This window comes from Paraburkholderia phenazinium (genome assembly GCF_900100735.1).
Taxonomy (GTDB): Bacteria; Pseudomonadota; Gammaproteobacteria; order Burkholderiales; family Burkholderiaceae; genus Paraburkholderia; species Paraburkholderia phenazinia.
Genome location: NZ_FNCJ01000037.1, coordinates 1 through 23,392 on the forward strand (window position 1 = coordinate 1; position 23,392 = coordinate 23,392).

The window sequence follows — 23,392 nt, forward strand, 5'->3', positions numbered from 1 at the left end:
TCAGGTTTACGTTGGCATAGGCGCATTTGGACTGCGGAGGCCATTTTTCACGAGAGGCAGGCAATCCCCATGAGTGACCGAACCGCCGCGCACGTAGTGTGCGGGCGGGATGAATGAGCGCTGTGTCACTAACGCGGAAAATGCGAGAGAGGATCTTGTCTTCGGACCACTCCGGGTTAATTCAAGTGGTGGACACCTAAAAGCTAGCGGTTTTCAGCCCGCTTTCTTTGCTTACTTTCTTTGCGGCGGCAAAGAAAGTAAGTGCCGCCCCGCACAGGGGCGAAGCTAATAGACCGATAAGAAAGCAAGGAAAGGCCAACACCATAATAAAACCAACAAAAACCCCAAACCAAACCATAAACAAAAAATAAAAACCAACCCCGGCGGAGCCAAAAAAAAGAAAACCCAAACCCAAAATATGAAGTGCAACAAACACCACATTTCCGCAAAAATCGCCAAATAAGTACAGCAAAAAAGCGAAAACCCCCGCCATCCGCTATAGTCACTTTTTTTCAGATGCCGGCCCAACGCACACACGAGTGACGCAGTCATGAAACAACCATGACCATCCCGTGGCCGCAAGCCCATTGAAAACCCCGAACCAAGCGCCTGCGGCAAACAAAAAACCGCCGCGCATTTAGCCACGCAGGAGCATCCCCGAACATGAACGCCCGCGAACCCGCTTTCGTCTCCGCCTCGCGCAGCAGCCGTCTGCGCCAAATGCTCACCAGCACCCAGCTCGAATTCATGATGGAGGCCCACAACGGCCTCTCCGCCCGTATCGTCCGCGAAGCCGGCTTCAAGGCCATCTGGGCCTCCGGGCTTGCCATCTCCGCCCAGTTCGGCGTGCGCGACAACAACGAAGCCAGCTGGACCCAGGTCGTCGATAACCTCGAATTCATGGCCGACGCCAGCGATCTCCCCATCCTCCTCGATGGCGATACCGGCTACGGCAACTTCAACAACGTTCGCCGGCTCGTGCGCAAGCTCGAACAACGTGGCATCGCCGGCGTTTGTATCGAGGACAAGCAGTTCCCCAAAACCAATAGCTTCATCAACGGGGAACGCCAGCCGCTCGCTGAAATGGACGAGTTCTGCGGCAAGATCAAAGCCGGTAAAGATTCTCAGACCGACGAAGACTTCTCCATCGTCGCACGCGTCGAGGCGCTCATCGCCGGCTGGGGCATGGACGAAGCGCTGCGCCGCGCCGAGGCCTATCGTCAGGCTGGCGCCGACGCGATCCTGATTCACAGCAAGCTGTCGCGCCCCGACGAGATTCTCGAATTCGCCCGCGAATGGGCCGGCCGTGGTCCGCTCGTGATCGTGCCGACCAAGTACTACAGCACGCCCACCGAAGTGTTCCGCGAAGCCGGTATCAGCACCGTCATCTGGGCGAATCATCTGATCCGCGCCTCGACCTCGGCCATGCAGGCCGTCGCCAAGGAAATTCACGCCAGCGAGACGCTCGTCGATGTCGAAGACCGTATCGCCTCGGTCAACGAGATCTTCCGTCTGCAGGACGCCGACGAGTACTCGGAAGCCGAAAACCGCTATCTGTCGGCTTCGCGCGCCTCGGCTTCGGCCGTCGTGCTCGCCGCCAGCCGTGGCGCCGGCCTCGAAGCCGTCACCGCGGATCGCCCCAAGGTCATGCTGCCGATCGCCGGCAAGCCGCTCCTGCGCTGGCTCGTCGATGCGTTCAAGAAGCAGGGCGTCAACGACATCACCGTGGTCGGCGGCTATCGCGCCGATGCCATCGAAACCGCCGGCATCAAGCTGGTCGTCAACGAACGTCATGCGGAAACCGGCGAGCTGGCGTCGCTCGCTTGCGCCGTCGATGCGCTCAAGTCGGATACCGTGATCTCCTACGGCGACCTGCTGTTCCGCAGCTATATCGTGCGCGATCTGGTCGAAAGCGAAGCGCCGTTCAGCGTCGTGGTCGATTCGTCGCCGACCGAGTCGGTCAATCGCAGCGTGCGCGATTTCGCATGGTGCTCGGCGCCGGACGATCGCGGTCTGTTCGGCAACAAGGTGCTGCTAAAGCGCGTCTCGAGCGAGTGGCAACAGGAAGGCTCGAACGATGCCAGGCAGCCGGACGGCCGCTGGGTCGGTCTGTTGAACGTGCGCGGCGAGGGCCGTGAGCGTCTGCAAGCTGTGCTCACCACGTTGCGTACGCGTCCGGATTTCGACAAGCTCGATATGCCCACGTTGCTCAACGCGCTGATCGATACCGGTGAGGCAATCGAAGTGCAATACGTGCACGGTCACTGGCGCGGCGTCAACGATCTGGACGACTTCCGCCGGGCCGGCGATTTCGCCCACGCGCAAACGCCGCTCGCCGCTGGCGGAGAGGCGCAATGATCGAGGCTGCACAGTTTGTCGAAGCGGCGCGCGCGCGTGGCTTCGACTGGTATGCCGGCGTGCCGTGCTCGTACCTCACGCCGTTTATCAACTACGTGCTGCAGGACCCGTCGCTGCATTACGTCTCGGCGGCCAATGAGGGCGATGCGGTTGCCCTGATCGCCGGCGTCACGCTCGGCGCACAGAATGGCCGCCGCGGCGTCACGATGATGCAGAACTCGGGCCTCGGCAATGCCGTCAGTCCGCTGACGTCGCTCACCTGGACGTTCCGTCTGCCGCAATTGCTGATCGTCACCTGGCGCGGCCAGCCGGGCGTCGCCGACGAGCCGCAGCATGCGCTCATGGGACCGGTCACGCCCGCGATGCTCGACACCATGGAGATTCCTTGGGAGACCTTCCCGACGGAAGCCGACGCCATCGGTCCGGCGCTCGATCGTGCGACCGCTCATATGGACGAAACCGGTCGTCCGTATGCGCTCGTCATGCAGAAGGGCAGCGTCGCGCCCTACGAGTTGAAGCAGGGCGACAGCGCAGCACGCCGCACGCCGAGCGCGCCGCAAGCGCAGTGGCGCGGTTTGGCGGCGGATGCTTTGCCGTCGCGTCAGGCCGCCTTGCAGCGCGTGATCGCGCACACGCCGTCTGATTCGACCGTGGTGCTGGCATCCACCGGTTTTTGCGGCCGTGAGCTGTACGCGCTCGACGACCGCCCGAACCAGTTGTACATGGTCGGCTCGATGGGTTGCCTGACGCCGTTCGCGCTGGGTCTCGCGCTCACGCGTCCCGACCTGCACGTGGTCGCTATCGATGGCGATGGCGCCGCGCTGATGCGCATGGGCGCATTCGCCACCCTCGGCGCGTATGGCCCGGCCAATCTGACGCACGTCCTGCTCGACAACGGCGCGCACGATTCGACCGGCGGCCAGGCGACGGTTTCCGCGCAAGTGTCGTTTGCCGGCGTCGCGGCTGCTTGCGGCTACGCGTCGGCGGTCGAAAGCGACGATCTGGCCGTGCTCGACGAAGTGCTCGCCGCGCCGCAACTGAACGGTCCGCGTTTCGTGCGCCTCGCGATCCGTCGCGGCACACCCGATGGCTTGCCGCGTCCCACCATTACTCCGCCCGATGTGAAGACGCGCCTGATGCGCCATATCGGCACTGCTCAAGGAGCCCAATGATGCTGTTGCTCAACCCCGGCCCGGTGACGTTGACTGAGCGCGTGCGCCAGAGTCTGCTGCAACCGGACCTGTGCCATCGTGAGAGCGAGTTTTTCGATCTGCAGGAAGAAGCACGCACGCGTCTGTTGCAGATCTATCAGCTCGACCCCGCCGAATGGCAAGCCGTGCTGATGACCGGTTCGGGCACCGCCGCCGTCGAAAGCATGATCGCGGGTCTCGTGCCGGAGAACGGCAAGCTGCTGGTGATCGAGAACGGTGTGTACGGCGAGCGCATCACGCAGATTGCCAGCCAGTACCGCATTGCGCACGAGTCGCTCAAGCACGACTGGATGCAGGCGCCCGACCTCGAGCGGATTGCTGCGCGTCTCGACGCCGGCGAGGGCTTTACGCACGTGGCGGTGATTCATCACGAGACCACTACCGGCCGCCTGAACGATCTGCAGGCATTGGCTGCGGTTTGCCGCGCGCGCGGCGTGCGTTTGCTGGTGGATGGCGTCAGTAGTTTCGCCGCCGAAGCGATCGACTTCGCCGATAGCACCATCGCGGCAGTGGCGGCGACCGCCAACAAATGCCTGCACGGCGTGCCGGGTGCGTCGTTTGTGGTGGTGCGGCGCGAAGCGCTGGCGCATGCGGCGAGCCGTACCTACTACCTGGACCTGGGGCGTCTCGCCAAGCTGCAGGATCAGCGCAATACGCCGTTTACGCCGTCGGTGCATGCCTACTACGCGCTTGTCGAGGCGTTGCGTGAGCTCGACGACGAAGGTGGCTGGAAGGCGCGTCACGCGCGCTATGCCGCGCTGGCCGAGCAGGCTCGCGCGGGCCTGGCTGCGCGCGGCATGGAGAGCGTGCTGCCGCCTGAGCAGTCGTCGGTGGTGTTGCGTGCCTACCGGCTGCCCGCCGGCATCAGCTATGTGCAACTGCACGATGCGCTGAAGGCGCGCGGTTTTGTCATCTACGCAGGGCAAGGCGGCCTGTCGGCGGAACTGTTCCGCATCTCGACCATGGGCAACATCCATCCTGCGGATGTCGACCGTCTGCTGCAAGGCTTTACCGAGCTGATGCGTTAACGCATGCCGCGTGCTGCCCGAGCGTTCGCCAACCGCCTGGTGGCGCCGCGCAGCACGCGTCGAATGCCTGGCATGGCGGTTTACACCGGATCTTTGTCCGGCGGCCCCTCCGGCCGTTGCGGCTCGTCGTTGTGATGGCCCGGCGAGGGCGGCACGAACGGTTCGCCCTCCGGATCGCGCGTCGGGTCCGCAAGCGGGTCTGGGATCGGAGTGGTATGCATGCGGCAAATCATGACGTCACCTCGCGGGAGGGGTGCGGCGCCCCGCTGCGCGGGATACGCTCAACTGCCAGTAGTGCTCGGCGCGAAACACATCCTCGTAGCCATGCGGCCCGAACGCGCGTAACTGGCTCTCATAAGCATAGACCGCCTCGCGCTTTAAAAGCGCCTGACGTTCGGCATCGATCCTGTGATCGACCGACGGATGCGCCGGCGTCGCCCGAATGCCGCGCTGCGCCAGATCCGCGAGGCGCGCCTCGACCACGCCCGGCTGGCGACGGTGGATCGCATCCTCGTAGGCAAACCACGTCAGATGCGACAGCCGTGGCAGGATTTCGCAGCACGCGTCGTAGACCAGCGCATGGTCGCCGTGGTGCAGCCCGAGCGGCATCACCAGTGTGTTGGCGGTCGAGCGGTAGATGGTTTCTTCGAGCGCGGCCGCCAGCTTGCCGATCGACGGCGAGTCGAGATACTGGCTGTCGCGAAACGGCATCCTCACCGGCACCGCGTCGAGCAACTCGAGCGCACAGTTGTCTTCCAGCGTGCGCGCATTGACCGATTCATGCGCGCTGGTGAAACCGGCCTTGAGATCCCATTCAGTTTGCATATCCGGCTCGGGCGCCGCCGCGAAGACGGTGCAGACTACCGCGTCGGGATGGGTGGCGAGCAACGCGCCGCAACTGAACACGGCGTCGTCGAAATGGGGCGAGACAACAAAGAGACGCGGACTGGTTTCGCTCATGGGAGTCGCTATAGGTTCGCGGAGGCGTGGCACGCCGTATCCGGCATGCCGACGGAAATGCGTCACCTCAGCTTAGTCGGAATTGGCGCGGCTTGCGCGGGACCTCCGCCTCTCCGCAAAGCCTGTGCCTGCTCGCCAAGGTTTCCACGAGGCGTTCCGTAAGCGGTCCCCTTTGCTTGGCGCACGCTCTTCGCGTGGCTGCTCACCTGAAGCGGGCGAGGGGCGCCGCGCTCACACCTCGCGCAAATCCTCCGGAGTATCGACGTCGCGCAGAATGCCCGGATCGTCGAGATCGAGTCGCGCGACCTGGTGAGCAGCGAGCAAGGCGCGCGCACCGGTGTCGCCGTCGAGTTCCCGCAGAGCGTCGCGGTGCTCGGGGCCGAAGCCGACCGGGTGTCCGCGTTGGCCTTGATAGAACGGCACCACGATCGATGCGCCGCCGTCGAGCGTGCGTGCTACCGCTTCCACGGTGGAGACCGCAATGCGCGGCATATCGGCGAGCGCGACGATCCAGCCTTCCGAGTCGGCGCTCGCGTCGATGCCGGCGGCGAGGCTCGCTCCCATGCCGCGTTCGGCGTCGGTGGAGAACACCACGTCGCAACCGGCTTCGTTGAGCATGTGGGCCAGCGCCTCCGAGCCGGGTCTCACCACGGCCAGCACGCGGCTCACTACCAGCAAGAGGCGATGGGCGGCCTCATGGGCGACGATGCCGCCGTCCGGCATGCGGGCGAGCAGTTTGTTGTGCAGACCGGCCGGATCGAATCGCGACCCGTAGCCGGCTGCAAGCAGCACGCCGGTGGCGAGCGAGGCGTAGGCCATGGGCGGCACCTGAAGAGGGGATGAGCCGATTGTGCGGCGCAACGGGCGAGCAGGCAAGCACCAATGTCAGCACGAATGCGCCATACCGCTCAATCCCGCCATCCTCGCCATCCTCTTTTGGAAGACCTCACAGGTCACGCCTCACCAGGTCCAGGCTGACCGCGTCAAACCCGTATCGGCGTGAGCACCTTGTCCAGCGTGATCGGCAGATCGCGCACCCGCACGCCGGTGGCGTGATAGACCGCGTTCGCCAGCGCGGCCACGACGCCGGTCAGGCCAATCTCGCCAATCCCCCGCACCCCAAGAGAGTTGATGTGCGGATCGGGCTCGTCGATAAAACTGACGTCGAGCGTGCCAATGTCCGCATTCACCGGCACGTGATACTCGGCGAGATTCATATTGACGAAGCGGCCATAGCGCTCATCGAGCAACGTGTCTTCTTCGAAGGCGGCGCCCACGCCCCACACCATGCCCCCCATCATCTGGCTGCGCGCGGTCTTCTGATTGAGAACCCGGCCGACGTCGTACACGCCTACGATGCGCGGCACCCGGATCGTGCCGAGATCCGCATCCACGTGTACCTCGACGAACACCGCGCCAAACGAATGCAGCGAATATTCAGTGCGCTCCTGGCCGGGCTTCACGCTCACCACGGCCTCGATGGGCTGGCCGCCGGCGCGCGCGAGAATCGCGGCTGCGGGGTCGCGCAGCGATGGATTCGAGCGGCTCACCACCCAGCCGTTCTCTACGCTTACATCGGACGAATCCATGCCGTGCAGCGGCGAGGCGTTGTCGGCCACCGCGAGCGAGACCAACCGGTTTCGCACCTGCACGCAGGCATCGTGTACCGCCGGCGACACGCTCGCGGCCGATTGCGAGCCGCCCGAGCCGGGCGCCGCCGGCAGGGTCGAATCGCCCAGTGCGAAATGGATTTTGTCGGGTGGGAAGCCGAGCGCGTCGGCGCACACCTGGGTCATCACCGTGTAGGTGCCGGTGCCGAGATCCTGCGTACCGGAGGCGACCATCGCGGTTCCGTCGGGCAGGATGCGCGCAATCGCCGCGGCTGGGCTGCGGTTGGCAGGATACGTAGCGGTTGCCATGCCGAGGCCAATCAGCGTGTTGCCGGCGCGCATCGAACGCGGCGTCGAGGTACGCCGCGACCAGCCGATTTTCTCGGCGCCAATCTCATAGCACTGACGTAGTGCCTTGCTCGAAAGCGGCTTGTTCTCCTGCGGATCCACTTCGGCATAGTTCTTCAGCCGCAGCGCGACGGGGTCCATCTTGAGCGCCCACGCGAGCTCGTCCATCGCGGATTCGAGCGCGAACGAGCCGGTGGTTTCGCCAGGCGCACGCATAAATGTGGGCGTACCCAGGTTCAACTGTACGAGGCGGTGTGTCGTCACCTGATTCGGCACGGCGTAGAGCATGCGCGTGACCATGCAGCAGGTCTCGGTCCAGTCCTCGAACATCGATGTGTTGGAGATGCTGTCGTGGCGCATCGCGGTGAGCGTGCCGTCGTGGCGCGCGGCGAGTACGAAATGCTGCTCGGTACGCGGCCGCGCGCCGACCGAACCGAACATCTGCGGGCGCGTCAAGACGAGGCGCACCGGACGTCCGGTCTGCTTCGCGGCCATCGCACAGAGCATCACATGCGACCAGGACGAGCCCTTGCCGCCGAACCCTCCGCCGATGAACGGCGAGATCACGCGCACGTCGTCGGGCGAGACGCCGAGCGCTTTCGCCACGGCGTTACGGGTACCGCTCACACCCTGGGTGGCGTCGTACAGCGTCAGTTGCGGGCCATCCCAATGCGCCATGGTGGCGTGCGGTTCCATGGGGTTGTGATGTTCGATCGGTGTCGTATAGACGGCGTCGATGTGCACGTTGCCGCTGGCGAGGCCCGCCTCGAAGTCGCCGCGCTGCGTGTCGGTCTGGCGGCCCTGCGGGCTGATCGGCGCATGCGCGTTTGCCTTGGCGCTGGTGAAGTCGTGCACGCCGGGCGTCGTTTGATAGACGATGCGCAGTTGCTGCGCTGCGTCGGTGGCGCGTTCGAGCGTGTCGGCGACCACCACTGCGACCGGTTCGTTGCTGTAATTGATCTGATTGTTTTGCAACAGCGACAGATGACGGGTGGCCGGTGGCGCCAGCGGCGGACGCCCGCCGTTGGGCAGGCGCGGCGCGTTCTGATAGGTCATGACCAGCAGCACGCCAGGCATGGCTTGCGCGCGGCTCGTGTCGATCGACGCAATGCTGCCGCTCGAAATCGTGCTTGTCACGAGCACCGCGTGCGCAATGCGCGCCTCGCCGAATTCCGCCGCGTAGCGGGCCTCGCCGGTGACTTTCAGGAGGCCGTCGGTGCGGTCCATCGGTTGACCGACCAGTGGGGCATTCAGGTTCATACGACACCTCCCGTGCGGCCAGCGGCCTGATTCACCGCGCGCACGATCGAGCGTTGCGCGAGCAGCACCTTGAAGCGGTTGCCGCTGAGCGGCTGCGCCTCGCCCATGGCGGCCGCGGCGGCTTCGCGCAGCGTGGCATCGGTGAGGGGCCGTCCGTTCAGCATCTGCTCCGCGATGCTCGCGCGCCACGGCTTATGAGCGACGCCGCCTAACGCGATATGCGCGGTCTTCACCGTATTGCCGTCCATTTGCAGGGCCGCGGCGACCGAGACGAGCGCAAACGCGTAACTCGCACGGTCGCGCACTTTCAGGTAGTGGGAGTGCTCGCTAAACAGCAGGGGCGGCAGGTCGACCGCCGTGATCAGTTCGCCGGGTTGCAGCGTCGTATCCACCTCCGGACGATCGGCGGGCAGGCGGTGAAACTCCGCGATCGGAATCGTGCGTTCGCCACGCAGGCTGCTCACGCGCACTACGGCGTCGAGCGCCGCGAGCGCCACGCTCATATCCGAGGGATTCACGGCGACACATTGAGAGCTGGCGCCGAGAATCGCGTGGGTGCGGTTTTGTCCTTCTATCGAGGCGCAGCCGCTGCCTGGCTGGCGCTTGTTGCATTGCGTGAAGGCCGTGTCGTAGAAGTAGCCGCAACGGGTGCGCTGCATCAGGTTGCCGCCGACCGTTGCCATGTTGCGCAACTGCGGCGAGGCGCCCGATAAAAAGGCCTGTGAGAGCAGCGGATATTGCTCGCGCACCAGCGCATGATTGGCCGCATCGCTATTGCGCACCAGCGCGCCGATGCGCAGGCCGCCGTCAGGCAGCGTACCGATGGTGTCGAGCCCGCGCAGACGGGTGATATCGACGAGGTGCACGGGGTGCTCCACGCCGCCTTTCATCAGATCCAGCAGATTGGTGCCGCCACCGATAAACATCGTGCCGGGTTGCTGCGCCGCGCGCAGCGCGCTGCTGACATCCACAGCGCGTTCGTAGGAGATCGCGTCCATGCCGGTGCTCCGTCAGGCGTTGCCGGAATTGCCGCCGTGCACGCTGCGCACGGCGGCGACGATGTTGGCGTACGCACCGCAGCGGCAGATATTGCCGCTCATGCGTTCGCGGATTTCGTCGTCGGAGAGTTGCGGTGGGCGGGTGCGGACGTCGGCGGTGACGGTGCTGGCGGTGCCGCTATTGAACTCGTTGAGCAGCGCTGTCGCGGAACAGAGCTGCCCGGGCGTACAGTAGCCGCACTGAAACGCGTCGTGTTCGACGAAGGCGCGCTGGATTGGACTCAGCACGCCGTTGCTGGCGAGGCCTTCGACGGTCGTGATGGTTTCGCCTTCATGCATCACCGCTAGCGTGAGGCACGAATTGACGCGCCGCCCGTCGATCAGCACGGTGCACGCGCCGCATTGTCCGCGGTCGCAGCCCTTCTTGGTGCCCATCAGGCCGGCGTATTCGCGCAGCGCGTCGAGCAGCGTCACGCGTGGCTCCAGTTGCAACGTATAAGCACGGCCGTTGATGTCGAGCGTGACCGGCCGCGGCGGCTCGGGCGCGCGTGCTTGAGCCGGTGTTGCGGCTGCCGGTTGGGTCTGCGCATGCACGTGCGGCGCTACCCCGACGGTCGCGGCCGCGGCGGCGGATTGCAGGAAGCGCCGCCGCGAGGGTTGTGCGGGGATGGTGTCGGGTTCTTCGCCCGAACCCGGAGGGACTCGATTCCTGGACATAACGTTCTGTTTGCTCCATGAAAGGTCGCTGCACACCTGCGACACATCGGTAGTCCGATGCATTCGCCTACAACGAATCAGCCAGCAATTTCAATGCCCCGACCGCGCACGGCGGCAGGGTGCGTTTCACATGCCTCCAATGTAAGACAAGTTCGGGCGCCGCTTACCGGGTCAAAAGGAAACACAGTTTTGTGCAATACAGCGGACTTCCAGACGGCCCCCTACGTCGAGGCCAAAGCAATCAAAGTCTCGCGCAGCCACACGAGCGCCGGATCGGCGTGATTGCGCGGGTGCCACGCGGCGAACGCCGTGAAGCCGCGCGCTTCGAAGGGCAAATCGAAGACGTCGAGCCGGTCCCGATGGCGGGCGGCGAAACGTGAGGGCAGCGTGGAGACGTAGTCGGTATGTGTCAGCAATTCGGGCACCAGCGTGAAATGCTGCACCGACAGCGCGACCCGCCGCGTGCGACCGAGCGCATCGAGATGCTCGTCCATGAAGCCGTGAAAGCTGCCACCGCTGGTCGATGCCAGCACATGGTCGAGCGCGCAGTAGGTGTCCAGATCGAGCGGCGCGGTGCCGCGCGGGTGCCCTTTGCGCTGAACCACGACGAATTGGTCGTCGAACAGTTTGCGGGCTCGCATGGTGGCCGGCACCATCCGCTCCGAACCGATCAGCAGATCGATCTCGCCGCGTTCGAGGCGCTCCGCTGTCGATGGCTGGTCGGCGACGATAAACGCAAGCCGCACGCCGGGGCCGGCGAGTTGCGGCAGCCGTTCCATCAACGGCAGCCCGAGCACGGAGGTGCCGTTGTCGTTGGCGGCGATCACGAAGCGACGCGTGTCCTTGTGCGGATCGAAGGCCGGCTGATGACGCACCACCACTTCGAGGTTCTTCAGCGCCGCATGCAACGGCTCCATCAAAGCCAGCGCCCGCGCGCTGCGCGTCATGCCGCGGCCGGTTTCGGCGGGGATCAGCAGCGGGTCGCCGAAGATCTGCCGCAGCCGCGCAAGCTGCGTCGAAACGGCCGGCTGGGTCAGATGCAGACGCTCGGCGGCGCGGGTGACGTTGGACTCGGCGAGCAAGGCATCGAGCGACACCAGCAGGTTCAGGTCGATGCCGCGGAGATCAATCATATTGATGGGTCGCATTCCAGTAATTGATTTCAAGAATACGTAGCCGGTCGCTAGAGTTCAAGCGTCACACAACCTCTTCTCTGGAGTCAGACATGAAAGCCTGGATGCTCGATCAACCTGGTCAACCGCTCGCCCTGCGCGAGGTCGCACAACCGCAGCCGCGCCGTGGGGCGGTGCTGGTGCGTATGGAAGCGGTGCCGCTTCTCAGCTACACGCGCAGCTACCTCGAAGGCAAGCTGCCGTATGCGTATCCGCCGGGACCGTTTTCGCCGGGTACCAATGGCGTGGGCCGGGTGGAAGCGCTCGGCGAGGGCGTGGTGGCGTTCCGGGTGGGCCAACGCGTGGCCGTGAATCCGTACTGGGTCGCGGACGAAACCGTGCGCGAACCGGCGCAGGCGCTGCTCGGCCTGACGGCCATCAGCGCCGACAGCGGTGCGCTGCTGGCCGAGTTCCCGCACGGCACATGGCGCGAGCTGGCCGAATTTCCGGCGGCGACGCTGATTGCGCTGGACGGTCTCGACAGCAAGGATTCCGCGCGGCTTGCCGTGCTCGCCAAGCTCGTGGTGCCGTTCGGCGGCCTGCGGCGCGGCCGGCTAGCCGCTGGCGAGACGGTGGTGGTGAACGGCGCGAGTGGTTACTTCGGCTCGGCGGCAGTGCTGGCAGCGCTCGCCATGGGCGCGAGCCAGGTGGTGGCGCTCGGCAGACGGGCCGAGCCGCTGCAGGCGCTCGTCGGACTGGGGCGCGGGCGGGTGGTGCCGGTCCTGCTGTCCGGCGAGGTCGCGCAAGACGTGGCGGCGATTCGCGCCGCCTCCGGTGGAGGTGCGGATCTCGCCTTCGATATGGTCGGCCAGGCCACCGATCCGCACGCGACGCTCGCTGCCTTGCGCAGCTTGCGCCGGGGTGGCCGGCTGGTGCTGATGGGCAGCATGCAGGTGGACTTGCCGATTCCCTATCAGGAGATGCTGCTGAACAACTGGGAGTTGATCGGCCACTTCATGTACACGCGTGCTGACTATCTGGCGCTGGTGGCGTTGGTCGCCTCAGGGCAGATTTCGCTCGATGCGGTGGAGTTGAAGTCGTACTCGTTCGCCGGTCTGGAGGAGGCGATCGATGCTGCCGGGGAGATGGCGGGGCTGCAATGCACGGTGGTGGACTCCGACTCTGCTGCGGGACATGCCTGGGGCTGATGCAGGCGCTTACTGGTCGGCGAGCTTTGCGCTTTGGCGCAGCATGCCGGCAAAAATCGCGTCGGATACGTCTTGCGGGAAGCCGGCCGGCAACAGCGCCCCTACCGTTGCTACGACTTCCTCTGTCATCTCCGTCAAGGTCGCGATCATCTCTTCGACATCGGCCGGGGCCAACGTCACGCGTTGGCCCTGGGCAATCCAGTGACTGCGGCGGATTTCATTGATCAGGTAGTGGGCGTTCTTGCCCCGTACCGCCATGGCAAGCTTGACCCGGCGCGCAGGTAGCCGGTTCGCGCCATTGCCGATGATCGGGTGCGCAGACAGAACGTCATAGAGCGGGGTGGCCTCGTAGCGGTTCGACTTCAGGTGCGCGATGCTGAAATTCTTCGCGTGACCGTCGGTCGCGGCGAGCATCCAGAAAACCATCTGCGTCATGAAGAAATTGCGCTGGTCGAGCGTTGCCTGTTCGGAGCCGGCCAGCACTTCCATCACCTTCTGGATGCCTGGGCCGCCGTCTGATTCATATTTCGCCGCCGCGGGCGTACCGGTCGCCTGGCACATATCCTCCTGGGGAAGCCGCAGGATCCAGGAATGGTCACTCGAGAACCGCCGATCGAAGCGCTCGACGACGAGCACTTTCTGGTCTTCGAAGGTGGCGATGTCGCAATTGGCGGTAGGCAAGCCATACGCGGCCACGATCTTCGAGCACAGCCACTCGTTTTCTACGGAAGTGCGCATGTCGGCGCGCATGTTTCCAACCAGCCCAAGCGGTAGTTTGAGGATGTGTGTAGTGGGTGTACTGCCTTCCGGAAGGAGCCACTGGCCGTCGTGCCACAGAAGCGCGGTTTTTTCCTGCGCGCCGGCGATCGACAGGCGCAGGTCGTCGATGGGCTCGTGCTGGCCCGGCACGGGCGGGGCGGTTATTTCACGCAGCAGAGCGGCGACGTCTGCCTCGTTCAGTGGGCGAGCGCGGATCTGCTCGAGATCGTCCGGGGTTTCGTCGGGCGGCAGCATCTGGAGCGCACCCACGCAGTCGCGGCCCACCGTTGCCAACAACTCGAAGGGCGACGTGCCGCCAGTTTTGTAGCGTCCGGCAATACGCTCACGGATCGCCCTGCTGTCGGGCAACAGGTTATCGAAATAGTCCGACACCACCTTTCCCCGGTAGGGCTGATTGCCGGCTGTAAAAGGCAGCGAAAGCGAAAGGGGGCGCCCTTGTTCGTCCGCAATCCAGTCTTCGAAGTAGGTGAGCTTCTCCCCGTCTCTGGTGGTTTCCCAGGTTCCGACGGGCAGGCCGTTCATCCAAAGGTTCAGGCTTTTGGTGTGTGCACGGCGGCCCATCGTTACCAGTCCTCCCGCTTCCTGGGGGCAGCGCCGCCGATGGCTCCCTTTTGCGTCTTGGTGGCCGGTTTCGGCGCTGCTTGACCGCGACCGCGCGGTGCGGCGTCGCTCTCCGCTCCTATTGCCGGCTTGACTTGCGCGGTGGTCCCGCGTTTTTTCGCGGCGCCTGGCTTGGCTGCGACCGGTGCTTCGACAATTCGGGCACGCCCGCGAATGCCGCCTTCGCGCAGCGCTGGGCCCGACGACGGCAAGGTCAGAACGATGCTGACCCTGAGTATCTTCAAGATGTGGAATAGCCGATCCAGGCTGGTGGATTCGGGCTTCGCCTCTAGCTGGGCGTAGGTTTGCTGGGTGATCCCCAGACGGGCCGCCACCTGAGCCTGTGTGAGACCCGCCGCCTTGCGGAATCCCACGAGGAGCGGGCGCAGTTGGTGGGGGGTTTTGACGGGATAGTCCACGACGATCTCCGGTGAGCGCGAAAAACAGAATATACGCTGTAAATGGCAAAAACAGTATATTTGTTGTATTCGTCAAATACAGTAAATAGGCTGTAAATGCCAGATACAGCAAATAGCTTGTATCGGCGCACCCTATCAGGAGAATCAGGCCAAGACTTTCGTGGAGGAGATATGGGGCAAACCGAGGTCACGGAGGACCGGTCAGATTACATGGGCGGCGCGTTCACGCCGCCCCTCATCCCGCTCAATCGATCCCGTGAAACACCGCGTCGTCCGGGCCGAGGTACACGGGCGGGCGCCAGGCCGCATCGCGCATCGAATGCTGGACGAGCTTTTCGACGCCGAGCAGCACCGCGAAAATCGCCATCCGCACCGGGATGCCGTTGTCGGTCTGGCGGAAGATGGCCAGACGCGAATCGTGGTTCAGATCGACGCTCAGGTCGTTCGCGCCCGGCCGGCTATCGCGCGGCAGCGGGTGCATGATCAGCGTATCGAGCCCGCACACGCTGTCCACCAGCGCCTGGTTGATCTGGAAGTCGGGCGTATAGCCTTCGAACGACTCGTCCGCAAAACGCTCTTTCTGGATACGCGTGGCGTACACCACGTCGGCGCCGCGCAGGCCGGCCTTCAGGTCATGGGTCTGCTCGATCACGTGATCGTTGCGCGAGATCTGCTCGACGATATAGCTCGGCATTTCCAGCGACGGCGGCGAGATCAGCGTGAACTTGATGCCCCGATACAGCGCCAGCAGCTTGACCAGCGAGTGCACGGTACGGCCGTACTTGAGATCGCCGACCAGCGCGATATGCGAGCCGTCGACAATCTTGCCGAGGCGCGAAAATTCGCGCTGGATCGTGTAGAGGTCCAGCAGCGCCTGGCTCGGATGCTCGCCGGGACCGTCGCCGCCGTTGATGACTGGCACGTTGGTGGCGCGCGCGAATTCGGCCACCGAGCCTTGCTCCGGATGGCGGATCACGAGGGCGTCCACATAGCCGCTCATCACGCGGCTTGTGTCGTAGATCGACTCGCCCTTGGCCATCGACGAGAACGTGAAACCGGTGGTGTCGCACACGGAACCGCCGAGCCGGCAGAACGCCGCGCCGAAGCTCACGCGCGTGCGGGTGCTGGCCTCGAAGAACAGGTTGCCGAGCACCGCGCCTTCCAGCACGCGGGAGATTTTGCGGCGCCGGGCGATGGGTTGCATGATGTCCGCCACCCGGAAGAGAGCCTCAACGGAATCGCGCGAGAACTGGTCGACCGACAGCAGTTGCGGCTTGCCTTCAAACAGCATCTGGCTGGCGAGCGACTGCGAATCTACGCTTTGCGTATAGTTTTCGCCGGGTTCGCCGTGTACCACGATTTCCGACACGAAGCGCTCGACGATCTCCGGCATGGCCCGCGATTCCTGCGAGTCGTCGGGCAGCAGCCACGTGTCCAAGGCCCGGCGCGACACGCCGATGCGGCTGGCGAAGGTGTCGCGGGTCATGTTGAGGCGGCGCATGGCGTCGCGGAGGAAGGCTTGTTGCGGAACGCTCATGCCGGTCACCTTTATGTCGGGTTAGTGTACGCGGTGCGTATATTAGATCGGCGGCAGGAGAAGTCAAGCAATTTTGCGACTGGTGTTACACTGCTCGCCATGGAAACTGGCCACCTGCTCCGCTCAACCGCAACCCGCCTCGCCCCCGCGAGCGTGGCGTCTGCCTGCGCGGCCGCTAGCGCCAAAGCCCAAAAACAGCTGCTCATCTGACCGGAGCCTGCTGTTCCGTCAGATGTTGCGACGGAACAGTCACCCGGGCCCGCGTTTTACCTTCCCGCTTTTGACCCCTTCCTCGCCACGCTGAACGGAATCGATACGGTCGCGTTCGAGGTTAAGTCATGTCTATTTTTTCGGGTATCTGGGTTCCTGTCATCACGCCGTTCGCCGACGGCGTCGTCGATCACGCCGCGCTGCGGCGGCTCGTGCACTTCTATGCCGAGGCCGGAGTGGCGGGTCTGGTCGCGCTCGGCACCACCGGCGAACCAGCGGCGCTCGAGGCCGCCGAGCAGGATGCGGTACTGGCGACTATCCTTGCCGAGGCAGGCGCGCTGCCGGTGCTGGCGGGCGTGGCCGGCAATCACAGCGCGAGTCTGCGCTTGCGCATCGCGCAGTTGAACGAGCTGCCGGTAGCGGGCGTGCTGATTTCGGCGCCGTACTACATCCGGCCTTCGCAAGCGGGTCTGATCGAGCACTTCACTACGCTGGCCGATCTCAGCAGCAAGCCGGTCGTGCTGTACGACATTCCGTACCGCACCGGCGTGCGTCTCGAACTCGCGACGCTGCTGACGCTCGCCGCGCACCCGCGGATCCAGGCCATCAAGGACTGTGCCGGCTCGCTCGACACGACACTCACGCTGATTCTCGATGGCCGCCTGCAGGTGCTGGCCGGGGACGACATCAATCTGTTCAACACGCTATGTATGGGCGGCAGCGGCGCGATTGCGGCCTCGGCGCATGTGCAACCGAAGCGCTTCGTGGCGCTGTACCGTGCGCTGGCCGAAGGGCGGCTCGAAGACGGAAGAGCGATTTTTCATGAGCTCGCTCCGCTGATCCGGACGCTGTGTTCGGAGCCGAATCCGGGTCCGGTGAAGGCGGCGCTGGCGGGCCTTGGATTGATCCGCGACGAACTGCGCGCGCCGATGACCCCTGCGTCGGACGAACTGCACGAACGTCTGCGCCAACTGCTGGCAGCTTGAACGCAAGACCGCCACGGCGAGACTGGTTGATTCGTAATCCTGTTCAATATGGGCTGGCTGGGAGCGCGTAAAACGCCCCGTCGAAGACCTGTGGGTTCCCAAGACGCGTTGAAGCAGAACATCCCAGCATGTTCTGCTTCAACGCGTGGGTTCGCCTCGCCGTGGATGCGTCCGAATTTGAGATGCGGCCTGGCGATGAGAGCGGATAATTTGCGCCCTTGTCTTTCATCCTACGTCGGCAGTTGTCCGACTTACGCTGCATGCCGGTTAGTCCCTTCGCTGTCGATTTGTCTCCCGTCCCATTCACCAGCGGCGCCCAGGCGCGCCGTGGCGAGTCCGCGCTGCGCTACGCGCCGCGCTGCGAGAGTCGTTGATGTCGTCGATCCTCGGTGCCGGCAGCCAACTCAGCAGCGGCGAGATCCGCTTTGTCACCCGGCGTAGGGCGCTGACGATGGCGATTGCGGCGGGGCTTGGCGCCTCGGTGGTGTCGCTCGCGGCAGGCGTCGCGCTTGGCTTCCATCTGCCCGCGCGCGACGCCGCAGGACTCAGCAACCGGGTCGAGCATCGCCTCGAACACGACTACGCAATTGATCAGCTCGGCAAGCTGAACGCCACCCTGGCGCAGATCGAGCCACGCATCGAACGCTTGACGAGCCAGGTCGGCAGCCTGCGCAATTTCGACGCCCGTTTGAACACGCCGAAGGCGCTGCCGCGCGTGCCTGCTAATGGGGGGAATCCGGCCGATCAGGACACTGCCGACGCGGACGGCGAAGGCGGTCCGTCGTTGCCGCCGCGGCCCTGTGTGGAACTCAATGCGCGGCCCTCGCGCGGCGATGCCGCTTCGACCCAGCAGCAACTCGATTGCATGAACGCCACGCTTTCCGCACTCGAACACGAAACGGACCTGCACGAAGTGGCGCTCAGCGCCTTTCCCGGCCGGATGCCGGCCGAGGGCGCACGCTTCGGCTCGCCGTTCGGCAACCGCATCGATCCGTTCACGCATCGGCTCAGTTTTCACCCCGGCGTCGATCTGGTGGCGACGACCGGGACGCCCATTCTCGCCGCAGCCGGCGGCCGCGTGATCTTCGCGGGACCGAAAGGCGGCTACGGCAACGCGATTGAAATCGACCACGGTAATGGTCTCATTACGCGCTACGGTCACGCCTCGCGCATCCTCGTGCATGAAGGCGAACTGGTGCTGCCACAGCAGCACGTGGCCGACATCGGCAGCACGGGGCGTTCGACCGGACCGCATTTGCATTTCGAAGTGCTGGTGAACGGCGCCCCGGTCGATCCGACTGCTTACCTCGCGCTGTTCGGCGCCAATCCTCATGGTTGATCTTCGTTCGGCCCGCGCTGCGGGCGGTCTCACGCAGCGTACCTATGCGCTGCAGCCGGTGCGCTCGCGCTCCGTTCGTATCGCGCTCTGGGCAGGCGTGGCGGTCTGCGGCGTGGCGCTGGGTGCGGCGGGGATGGGCTGGTACGCCTCGCAACACGCCATCCTGCCGGCGCAATGCGCAAGCCTGACGGTCTCACCGGACGGCGTGCAAGCCGAACTCGAACGCACGCGGCTTGCGCTCGCGCAGGAGTCCACCGCCCGGGCGGCCGTGCAAAAGGCGGCCGACGCCTCGGCCGCCGAAGTCAGCCGCCTGAACACCGAATTGCTGTTTCTGCGCGGCCAAAGCCAGAAGCGCCGCTGACACTCGCCGCTGCGAGCGCTGCGCAGCGCGGATGACTCAAGCCGGCTCGTCGCCCGGCCATGCAGCAAGCGACGAACGTTTCCCTTTTCCGTTAGAGATTATTTATGTTCAGCAAGAAGAAAGCCGCGAGCATCCAGCACACCAAGCTCGCTACCCTGATCGCCCACGACGTGCGCCTGACCGGCGACCTCGAATTCAGCGAAGGCCTGCGGATGGACGGCCATGTGTGCGGTAACGTCACCGGCAAGCCGGGCGCGCAGACCTTGCTCGTGCTGAGCGATCGCGGCTCGATCGAGGGCAATGTGCATGGCTATGACGTGGTGGTGAACGGCAAGATCGTCGGCGACGTGATCGCCGATCACTTCGTCGGCGAATTCTAAACATCAATGAAAATAAATGTCGATATCAAGTCATTGATTTGATGTAAATTAACCCTTACCAAGATTTTTTTGATCAACAGAAATCGACATGCGTGGTAGCAAAGGGGTAGCAAGAATGGCTGATGGCGAAAAGAAGGAACGAGCGGAAAAGAAACCCGTGAACTTCACGAAAGCTGCGATAGAGGTGCTTCCGCCGCCGGAGAAGGGTTGGAAATATTATTACGATACGAAGGTGGGCGGCTTGGCGATCGGCGTCGGCGCTTCGGGCGTCAAGACCTTCGTCCTATACAGGAAAGTTAACGGTAAGCCGGAGCGGATCAAGATCGGTCGATATCCCGATCTAACCGTCGACAAGGCACGCACGGCGGCGACGATGCTGAATGCCGATATCGCGAGTGGGACGAACCCAGCGGAACTCAAGCGCGAACGGCGCGCCGAGATGACCTTTGGCGATCTGTTCGATCAGTATTACAAGAATCATGCGCTGCCGCACAAGAAAACGGCCATCACGGACAAACAGAAATTCGACAAATACCTTGCGAGCAATGTCGGCGGTATGAACCTCGCTGCGCGGCAACTCTCGGAAATCAGGAAAGCGACGGTTGCTCAACTGTTTGCGAAGATCGGTAAGGACCATAAGGTCATGGCAAACCGCGTGCTCGCGCTCGTCAGCGGTGTTTTCGGCAAGGCGATCGAGTGGGGCATTTGGAACCAACTAAACCCCTGCCACGGTATTCGCAAGCATAGCGAGGTGAGTCGCGACCGCTTCCTCCAGCCGGACGAATTGCCGAAGTTCTTCGAGCATCTGATGGCGTATCCGAATACCACGATACGCGACTTTATTTTGATGAGCCTGCTAACCGGGGCGCGTCGAGGCAATGTAATGGCGATGCGCTGGGATCAGGTGAATTTGGAGCGGGCGGAATGGCGCATTCCTGATACGAAGAACGGGACGCCGCAGTCGGTGCCGCTCGTACCGGACGCTGTTTCAGTGCTCGTAGCACGGAAAAAATCCGCTGAATGTGCGGACTCGCCGTTCGTCTTCCCGGGATGCGGCAAAACGGGGCATCTTGTTGCGCCGACCAAAGCGTGGAATAGCGTTCGTGACGCGGCTGGCATTGCCGATCTACGCTTGCATGATCTTCGTCGAACGATGGGATCGTGGCAAGCGGGGACTGGTGCAAATCTCTCGGTGATCGGTCGTTCGCTAAATCACAAGTCGACGGCGACGACGGCGATCTATGCGCGTCTCTGGATGGAGCCTGTTCGAAATTCGATGGAGACGGCCGCTACTGCGATGATGCAGGCGGCTGGTTTGGCTACTAATGGTGACGCCGAGTCGGAGCGCGACGGGGAATGATGCGCCCGCGCTTTTCATCTGGCCTCGCCGCCTCGTCGAACGCTTGCCAGTCCATTATCGCTTGCACCGTCAACTCGGCGCATCGCTCGACTTTCTGGCAGTAACGTGCGAGGAAAGCAGCGGTACGGCCCTGATCGGAGCCGCTGACTTCCGAGTAGAGCATGCTTTTTGCTTTTTCGGTGCTATGCATGTTCGCCCTCGGGCGAATGACCTTAACTTAACTGGCCAGATGACGTTTCGACTGCCTCGTCAGGCCGGTGGCATGTAGTTTGGATGCCCCTCAGTCCGTTCTCCGCGCGCTGCCGCCCAAAAGAACTTGGCGTGGTGTTCGTAGACCCCTGCGCCATCCGAAGCAATATCAAACGCGGTAGCGTGTACCACGCTAAGTAACAGCCGAACAATCTCAGCAGTGTCGTTGTGGAAGACTTCAATTTCCTTGTCAGGGACATTTGCGCCATCCGCATTTGTCGGCTTCATCTTTGTCGGGCCTATCTGTCGATGCGCCAGTTGTTCGTGGCGCAGTGTCTTGACCCTCTGGAATACTGCGAAACCGTCACCGTTCTCTGAATACTTTCGAACCAGTTCAATGACCTTATCCCTCTTCGACTCAAGTGCTTCCCTCATATCGATCGTTGATGAACCTCTGCTTTTGGCCCGGACGGCCACAAGATCGTCGAAGAATTCGTCATTCCTCAGTTTGTCAGCAATGGCACTCATTCGAAGTGCCTGTTTGTTCGTATCCCAAATTCGCATGAGCGCCAAGAGCATCTCGCGTCGAAGTGCGTGCCGTACTATGTGAAATGTGTGGGTGGCGTATGAATTCCCCATTCGCACCTGAAGTTCTTCATCGTATGCGGTCGGCTTCCAGCTCTCATGGAACATGACCGCCTGCATTATTTCGTCTTCGGCCGCTTTCACCGCAACTTTCATCTGCTCAAGTTCTTCATCAAAGTCCATTCCGTGCGTCTCCATGTCGTTGTGCTTGATCTATTTGATCGTTGCTCGCGATGCTCGGTGTATTTCGCACACGGGGTATTACTTCCCCAGATATATCTTGACAACTATCTGACCCACAACGGCGAGTGCTGCGCCGACAATGGCGAAGACAAGCTTTTCTCCATACCGGTCGAGCAATCCTTTCACTTCGTGTTTTTTCTGTAGATATATGACCCTGTTCGCCTTCAGATAAAACATGGACCAAAACATGAGCATCAGTGGTGTCAGGACAAGCACGAACCGCGCAGGGGTTCCATGTGGCGGCCAGTTAACATAGCCGACGAGCGCGATCACACCAAGGGTGACGAGTAGCCATGACGATGGACTCGCATAGCGAGCGTAGTAGGGGACATGCTTCTTGATCGCGCGCTGCATCTCGTGCCAGGCGGGTATAAGCTCGTCATCGTTGGAGCAGCTTAACTTCATGCCTCCATCGCCGATCTTCAAACTGAGCGATTTAAAAAATGCCGACTCTTTCGAGAAACTTAGTCTCAACTCCTTGATCCGCTCGCCCCTGTTCTCCTTCACATCGTCAAGGTCATCGAATTCAGCCGCACCGTCAGCGATTGTGACTTCCAGTCCGCGTCGGATGCCGATCTCGATGATTTGCTCTAGGTCCGGGCGATATAGCGGCGTAGGCGGAAACCGGCAATCAAGGCTGTCGAATAAGGAGAATGTTTCTTTAGCTTTCATAATTTACGAAGTCTTTGTCCATTACTTCCAAGGATCATCAGTGCATTTGTCGCCTTGTGTCCCTCTTATGATCAGGCAAGCTGCGTCCGCTCAAGCGACCTGGCAAGCATGCTCAGGAAACTTAGGTACTCTACGGCACGCTCCGGATGATCGTTGATGATCCCGTGCGCGCGCGTGTTGCGCAGCTGAACGTGCGCGTTATGCCTGTCGATGCTTGAAGAACTTAGGTTCCGGCTTAACTGAGAGCCCGTGGACGAAAGATCGTGCGACAGCTCGGGAAGTCTTGCCCGTTGCCTGTATGAGATTCGTATTGAACGAACTGACCACGAAACGTAGAGAGTGATAAGAAAGCCAGCAATTGTGGCGATGGTCGCCAAATTGTTGATCCACTTTGGGAAATCTCCATTCACGAAGCCCCCCGGCCCTGATTTCTTTGCGTTGATTGTACTACCGCAGCTTGTCGCATATGTGCTTCGTCCGAGTGTCCACTCCTTGGTCCCACGCCGAGCGATGCTGACGCGTCGGGTTCCAGCGATGGTAGGGAAACGTCCGATTTTTTGCCGGTTCCGGCGCGGCGTCCAAGGCAGGGCGTGCACACCGTGGTATTTTGATGGTTAGCGGTATGTGTTTGACAGGAGGTGGCGATGTCCCCCGAAGAGCGACGCGGCGAAGAACAGGCGGCACTTGAGCGAGAACGCCAAGCGTTTGAGCGTAGGCAAAAAGCGTTCATCAACGTCACCAAGCAGTTTCGCCCACATGGCTCCGGGCAACCGGCTACGGATGATCTAGACGAACTAGGCGCCGCTGATGCTGAATGGCGAGTGGCCGACGCTGAGATGCGGCGCATAGCCGAGGAAATCCGAACGGGCAAGCAGTGGTAATTGGGAAACTATGCGAATCCTGTCGCGGCGTCGATCTAGG

The 23,392-nt window shown here is 62.9% G+C and carries 22 protein-coding genes and 1 pseudogene; 10 read left to right on the plus strand and 13 right to left on the minus strand.

What is annotated here, in order from left to right; genetic code table 11:
* Positions 1–196 precede the first annotated feature (196 nt).
* Positions 197–493 (minus strand): hypothetical protein, encoded by a 297-nt coding sequence (locus BLQ92_RS39760; RefSeq protein WP_143016674.1) that lies wholly within the window; start codon positions 491–493, stop codon positions 197–199.
* Between the two features lie 170 nt (positions 494–663).
* Here BLQ92_RS39760 and aepX point away from each other — a divergent pair, with 170 nt between their 5' ends.
* The 3 genes from aepX to BLQ92_RS38245 are packed head-to-tail and all read left to right on the plus strand — an operon-like array spanning position 664 to position 4,597.
* On the plus strand, positions 664–2,358 hold the full coding sequence (gene aepX, locus BLQ92_RS38235; RefSeq protein ID WP_090695928.1) for a phosphoenolpyruvate mutase: 1,695 nt from the start codon (positions 664–666) through the stop codon (positions 2,356–2,358).
* Positions 2,355–3,530, plus strand: coding sequence for a phosphonopyruvate decarboxylase (gene aepY, locus BLQ92_RS38240; RefSeq protein WP_090695929.1), 1,176 nt, complete (start codon positions 2,355–2,357; stop codon positions 3,528–3,530). Before aepX ends, aepY begins: the two co-directional genes overlap by 4 nt.
* A complete protein-coding gene (locus BLQ92_RS38245; protein ID WP_090695930.1) occupies positions 3,530–4,597 on the plus strand; it encodes a 2-aminoethylphosphonate aminotransferase in 1,068 nt (355 codons plus the stop codon). The genes aepY and BLQ92_RS38245 overlap by 1 nt, the downstream gene beginning before the upstream one ends.
* 80 nt (positions 4,598–4,677) lie before the next feature.
* Here the strand turns inward: BLQ92_RS38245 and BLQ92_RS40360 are convergent, their stop codons facing one another.
* The 7 genes from BLQ92_RS40360 to BLQ92_RS38275 form a co-directional block, all read right to left on the minus strand.
* Positions 4,678–4,818 carry a hypothetical protein gene (locus BLQ92_RS40360; RefSeq protein ID WP_171029522.1) on the minus strand — a complete coding sequence of 47 codons (141 nt, stop codon included), beginning with the start codon at positions 4,816–4,818 and terminating at the stop codon, positions 4,678–4,680.
* 16 nt (positions 4,819–4,834) lie between these two features.
* The gene (locus BLQ92_RS38250; protein WP_090695931.1) at positions 4,835–5,557 is read right to left on the minus strand and encodes a PIG-L family deacetylase; all 723 of its coding nucleotides are present in this window, start codon (positions 5,555–5,557) and stop codon (positions 4,835–4,837) included.
* A 231-nt stretch (positions 5,558–5,788) separates the two neighbouring features.
* Complete coding sequence (locus BLQ92_RS38255; protein WP_090695932.1) at positions 5,789–6,376, minus strand: nucleotidyltransferase family protein; 588 nt, start codon at positions 6,374–6,376, stop codon at positions 5,789–5,791.
* A gap of 164 nt (positions 6,377–6,540) precedes the next feature.
* Positions 6,541–8,775 (minus strand): xanthine dehydrogenase family protein molybdopterin-binding subunit, encoded by a 2,235-nt coding sequence (locus BLQ92_RS38260; RefSeq protein ID WP_090695933.1) that lies wholly within the window; start codon positions 8,773–8,775, stop codon positions 6,541–6,543.
* Positions 8,772–9,773: an FAD binding domain-containing protein gene (locus BLQ92_RS38265; protein ID WP_090695934.1), complete on the minus strand. Its 1,002-nt coding sequence runs from the start codon at positions 9,771–9,773 to the stop codon at positions 8,772–8,774. Before BLQ92_RS38265 ends, BLQ92_RS38260 begins: the two co-directional genes overlap by 4 nt.
* A 12-nt stretch (positions 9,774–9,785) precedes the next feature.
* Positions 9,786–10,490, minus strand: a complete 705-nt coding sequence (locus BLQ92_RS38270) for a 2Fe-2S iron-sulfur cluster-binding protein (protein ID WP_090695935.1) — start codon at positions 10,488–10,490, stop codon at positions 9,786–9,788.
* A 221-nt stretch (positions 10,491–10,711) separates the two neighbouring features.
* Positions 10,712–11,623 (minus strand): LysR family transcriptional regulator, encoded by a 912-nt coding sequence (locus BLQ92_RS38275; protein ID WP_090695936.1) that lies wholly within the window; start codon positions 11,621–11,623, stop codon positions 10,712–10,714.
* 92 nt (positions 11,624–11,715) lie between these two features.
* Here BLQ92_RS38275 and BLQ92_RS38280 point away from each other — a divergent pair, with 92 nt between their 5' ends.
* On the plus strand, positions 11,716–12,810 hold the full coding sequence (locus BLQ92_RS38280; protein ID WP_090695937.1) for a zinc-binding dehydrogenase: 1,095 nt from the start codon (positions 11,716–11,718) through the stop codon (positions 12,808–12,810).
* Between the two features lie 9 nt (positions 12,811–12,819).
* Here the strand turns inward: BLQ92_RS38280 and BLQ92_RS38285 are convergent, their stop codons facing one another.
* From BLQ92_RS38285 to BLQ92_RS38295, 3 genes are all read right to left on the minus strand, one after another.
* Entirely contained in the window at positions 12,820–14,151 is a 1,332-nt protein-coding gene (locus BLQ92_RS38285; protein ID WP_090695938.1) for a type II toxin-antitoxin system HipA family toxin, read from the minus strand.
* 2 nt (positions 14,152–14,153) lie between these two features.
* Positions 14,154–14,609, minus strand: a complete 456-nt coding sequence (locus BLQ92_RS38290) for a helix-turn-helix transcriptional regulator (protein WP_090695939.1) — start codon at positions 14,607–14,609, stop codon at positions 14,154–14,156.
* Positions 14,610–14,853: 244 nt separating this feature from the next.
* On the minus strand, positions 14,854–16,146 hold the full coding sequence (locus BLQ92_RS38295) for an aspartate carbamoyltransferase (RefSeq protein ID WP_090695940.1): 1,293 nt from the start codon (positions 16,144–16,146) through the stop codon (positions 14,854–14,856).
* 338 nt (positions 16,147–16,484) lie between these two features.
* Between BLQ92_RS38295 and dapA the strand changes: the two genes are divergently transcribed.
* The 5 genes and pseudogenes from dapA to BLQ92_RS38320 all read left to right on the plus strand — a co-directional run bounded on the left by dapA (position 16,485) and on the right by BLQ92_RS38320 (position 20,782).
* Positions 16,485–17,342 (plus strand): 4-hydroxy-tetrahydrodipicolinate synthase, encoded by an 858-nt coding sequence (dapA, locus tag BLQ92_RS38300; protein WP_090695941.1) that lies wholly within the window; start codon positions 16,485–16,487, stop codon positions 17,340–17,342.
* 373 nt (positions 17,343–17,715) lie between these two features.
* Positions 17,716–18,681: a M23 family metallopeptidase gene (locus tag BLQ92_RS38305; RefSeq protein WP_090695942.1), complete on the plus strand. Its 966-nt coding sequence runs from the start codon at positions 17,716–17,718 to the stop codon at positions 18,679–18,681.
* Complete coding sequence (locus BLQ92_RS38310) at positions 18,674–19,042, plus strand: hypothetical protein (RefSeq protein ID WP_090695943.1); 369 nt, start codon at positions 18,674–18,676, stop codon at positions 19,040–19,042. The genes BLQ92_RS38305 and BLQ92_RS38310 overlap by 8 nt, the downstream gene beginning before the upstream one ends.
* Positions 19,043–19,146: 104 nt before the next feature.
* Positions 19,147–19,410 (plus strand): annotated as a pseudogene (locus tag BLQ92_RS38315) (bactofilin family protein); the annotation flags it as partial.
* Positions 19,411–19,537: 127 nt separating this feature from the next.
* Positions 19,538–20,782 carry a tyrosine-type recombinase/integrase gene (locus tag BLQ92_RS38320; protein WP_090695945.1) on the plus strand — a complete coding sequence of 415 codons (1,245 nt, stop codon included), beginning with the start codon at positions 19,538–19,540 and terminating at the stop codon, positions 20,780–20,782.
* Positions 20,783–21,031: 249 nt separating this feature from the next.
* Here BLQ92_RS38320 and BLQ92_RS38325 read toward each other — a convergent pair whose 3' ends face one another.
* Both BLQ92_RS38325 and BLQ92_RS38330 read right to left on the minus strand, forming a co-directional pair.
* On the minus strand, positions 21,032–21,739 hold the full coding sequence (locus tag BLQ92_RS38325; protein ID WP_244896714.1) for an AbiU2 domain-containing protein: 708 nt from the start codon (positions 21,737–21,739) through the stop codon (positions 21,032–21,034).
* A 78-nt stretch (positions 21,740–21,817) separates the two neighbouring features.
* Positions 21,818–22,471 carry a DUF2157 domain-containing protein gene (locus BLQ92_RS38330; protein ID WP_090695946.1) on the minus strand — a complete coding sequence of 218 codons (654 nt, stop codon included), beginning with the start codon at positions 22,469–22,471 and terminating at the stop codon, positions 21,818–21,820.
* Between the two features lie 644 nt (positions 22,472–23,115).
* Here BLQ92_RS38330 and BLQ92_RS38335 point away from each other — a divergent pair.
* Complete coding sequence (locus BLQ92_RS38335; protein ID WP_090695947.1) at positions 23,116–23,352, plus strand: hypothetical protein; 237 nt, start codon at positions 23,116–23,118, stop codon at positions 23,350–23,352.
* The last annotated feature ends 40 nt before the right edge of the window (positions 23,353–23,392 follow it).

Coding starts and splice junctions, on each gene's coding strand:
- BLQ92_RS39760 (WP_143016674.1), bottom strand. CDS start 493: ATGGCGGGGGTTTTCGCTTTTTTGCTGTACTTATTTGGCGATTTTTGC.
- aepX (WP_090695928.1), top strand. CDS start 664: ATGAACGCCCGCGAACCCGCTTTCGTCTCCGCCTCGCGCAGCAGCCGT.
- aepY (WP_090695929.1), top strand. CDS start 2,355: ATGATCGAGGCTGCACAGTTTGTCGAAGCGGCGCGCGCGCGTGGCTTC.
- BLQ92_RS38245 (WP_090695930.1), top strand. CDS start 3,530: ATGCTGTTGCTCAACCCCGGCCCGGTGACGTTGACTGAGCGCGTGCGC.
- BLQ92_RS40360 (WP_171029522.1), bottom strand. CDS start 4,818: ATGCATACCACTCCGATCCCAGACCCGCTTGCGGACCCGACGCGCGAT.
- BLQ92_RS38250 (WP_090695931.1), bottom strand. CDS start 5,557: ATGAGCGAAACCAGTCCGCGTCTCTTTGTTGTCTCGCCCCATTTCGAC.
- BLQ92_RS38255 (WP_090695932.1), bottom strand. CDS start 6,376: ATGGCCTACGCCTCGCTCGCCACCGGCGTGCTGCTTGCAGCCGGCTAC.
- BLQ92_RS38260 (WP_090695933.1), bottom strand. CDS start 8,775: ATGAACCTGAATGCCCCACTGGTCGGTCAACCGATGGACCGCACCGAC.
- BLQ92_RS38265 (WP_090695934.1), bottom strand. CDS start 9,773: ATGGACGCGATCTCCTACGAACGCGCTGTGGATGTCAGCAGCGCGCTG.
- BLQ92_RS38270 (WP_090695935.1), bottom strand. CDS start 10,490: ATGTCCAGGAATCGAGTCCCTCCGGGTTCGGGCGAAGAACCCGACACC.
- BLQ92_RS38275 (WP_090695936.1), bottom strand. CDS start 11,623: ATGATTGATCTCCGCGGCATCGACCTGAACCTGCTGGTGTCGCTCGAT.
- BLQ92_RS38280 (WP_090695937.1), top strand. CDS start 11,716: ATGAAAGCCTGGATGCTCGATCAACCTGGTCAACCGCTCGCCCTGCGC.
- BLQ92_RS38285 (WP_090695938.1), bottom strand. CDS start 14,151: ATGGGCCGCCGTGCACACACCAAAAGCCTGAACCTTTGGATGAACGGC.
- BLQ92_RS38295 (WP_090695940.1), bottom strand. CDS start 16,146: ATGAGCGTTCCGCAACAAGCCTTCCTCCGCGACGCCATGCGCCGCCTC.
- dapA (WP_090695941.1), top strand. CDS start 16,485: ATGTCTATTTTTTCGGGTATCTGGGTTCCTGTCATCACGCCGTTCGCC.
- BLQ92_RS38305 (WP_090695942.1), top strand. CDS start 17,716: ATGTCGTCGATCCTCGGTGCCGGCAGCCAACTCAGCAGCGGCGAGATC.
- BLQ92_RS38310 (WP_090695943.1), top strand. CDS start 18,674: ATGGTTGATCTTCGTTCGGCCCGCGCTGCGGGCGGTCTCACGCAGCGT.
- BLQ92_RS38320 (WP_090695945.1), top strand. CDS start 19,538: ATGGCTGATGGCGAAAAGAAGGAACGAGCGGAAAAGAAACCCGTGAAC.
- BLQ92_RS38325 (WP_244896714.1), bottom strand. CDS start 21,739: ATGGACTTTGATGAAGAACTTGAGCAGATGAAAGTTGCGGTGAAAGCG.
- BLQ92_RS38330 (WP_090695946.1), bottom strand. CDS start 22,471: ATGAAAGCTAAAGAAACATTCTCCTTATTCGACAGCCTTGATTGCCGG.
- BLQ92_RS38335 (WP_090695947.1), top strand. CDS start 23,116: ATGTCCCCCGAAGAGCGACGCGGCGAAGAACAGGCGGCACTTGAGCGA.